The 1680-nt window shown below is 44.9% G+C and carries 1 protein-coding gene; it reads right to left on the minus strand.

Going from position 1 to position 1680, the window contains the following annotated elements; translation table 11 throughout:
* On the minus strand, positions 1-1680 hold a 1680-nt coding region (locus tag BCU84_RS20765; protein WP_198589628.1), incomplete at both ends, for a VCBS domain-containing protein.

A 1680-nucleotide genomic window follows, 5' to 3' on the forward strand; every position in this document is an offset into this window, starting at 1 on the left:
ATGGTTACTGTAACTTTTTGTTCGGTTCCATCAACGCTGTGAACGATTAAAGTATCGGTGAGTGATTCGCCCGTTTTCAGCCCTTGGATGGCAGATTGAGAATTGTCAGCAGTATAGGTCCAATGACCTAGTTCGTTCAAAGAAAGCGAACCAAATTGACCTTGCTGCACAGTGGCCTGGAATTGGTTTTGACCATTATCAACATCAGTAACGGTTAATGCGCCATCGACATGAAGTTGTCCTTGATGGACGTCTTTATCTTCGGTCAATGAAGCGGTTGAAGTACCGCCAATAACCGCTTTATCATCAGTGCCGTTGATGGTCACAGTGACTTTTTTCTCGGTGCCATCGACGCTGTGAACGACTAGCGTATCAGTAAGCGACTCGCCCGTTTTCAGCCCTTGGATGGCAGATTGAGAGTTATCAGCTGTGTAGGTCCAATGACCTAGTTCGTTCAAAGAAAGCGCACCAAATTGACCTTGTTGCACAGTGGCTTGAAATTGGTTTTGTCCGTTATCAACATCAGTAACGGTTAATGCGCCATCGACATGAAGTTGTCCTTGATGGACGTCTTTATCTTCGGTTAATTGTGCCGTACTGGTTCCAGCAATCACTGCTTTATCATCAGTGCCATTAATGGTCACAGAGATTTTTTGTTCTGTGCCATCGACCGAATGAACTAATAAAGTATCGGTGAGTGACTCGCCGGTTTTCAGCCCTTGAATAGCCTGTTGGGTATTGTCAGCCGTGTAAGTCCAATGACCTAAATCATTAATGGATAAGCTACCAAATTGACCTTGCTGCACAGTGGCCTGAAATTGATTTTGCCCATTATCTACATCGGTAACAGAGAGTGCGCCATCGACATGAAGTTGGCCTTGATGAACGTCTTTGTCTTCGGTTAACTGTGCTGAACTTGTACCCGCAATCACCGCTTTATCATCCGTGCCGTTAATGGTCACAGTGATTTTTTGCTCAGTGCCGTCAACGCTATGAACTAACACTGTATCAGTAACTGACTCACCTGTTTTAAGGCCTTGAATCGCTGTCTGAGAATTGTCAGCGGTGTAGGTCCAGTGACCTAATTCATTGATTGATAGAATACCGAACTGACCTTGTAAAGATTCTGCTGAAAACTGAGCTTGGCCGTTATCTAAATCTGTAACAGTGAGGGCACCATCGACATGCAGCAGTCCTTGATGAAGGTCTTTATCTTCGGTCAGATTGGCTGTAGCTATACCGCCAATAACCGCCTTATCTTCAGTACCGTTAATGGTCACTGTAATTTTCTGCTCGGTGCCATCGACGCTGTGAACGACTAGCGTATCAGTAAGCGACTCACCCGTTTTCAGACCTTGAATAGTCTGTTGTGAATTGTCTGCAGTATAAGTCCAGCTGCCTAGGTTATTGATCGACAGAGTGCCGAACTGACCTTGTAAAACATCAGTTTGGAAGTGAGCTTGGTCTTTATCTAAATCTGAAATTGATAGTTGACCTTCTGCGTGCAACTCGCCTTGTATGACGTTGAAGTCTTCTTTGAGAGAAGCGAATGTTTCTCCCTCAGGTGTTGGGGCTGTTAAATTAAAGGCGTTGTCTGTAGAGGAAATAATGTTACCGATCACTGCTTTATCGTCGGTGCCATTGATGGTAACGGTAACTCTCTGCTCAGTGCCATCGACT

It is taken from the genome of Shewanella sp. 10N.286.51.B7 (assembly GCF_002873615.1).
Taxonomy (GTDB): Bacteria; Pseudomonadota; Gammaproteobacteria; order Enterobacterales; family Shewanellaceae; genus Shewanella; species Shewanella electrodiphila.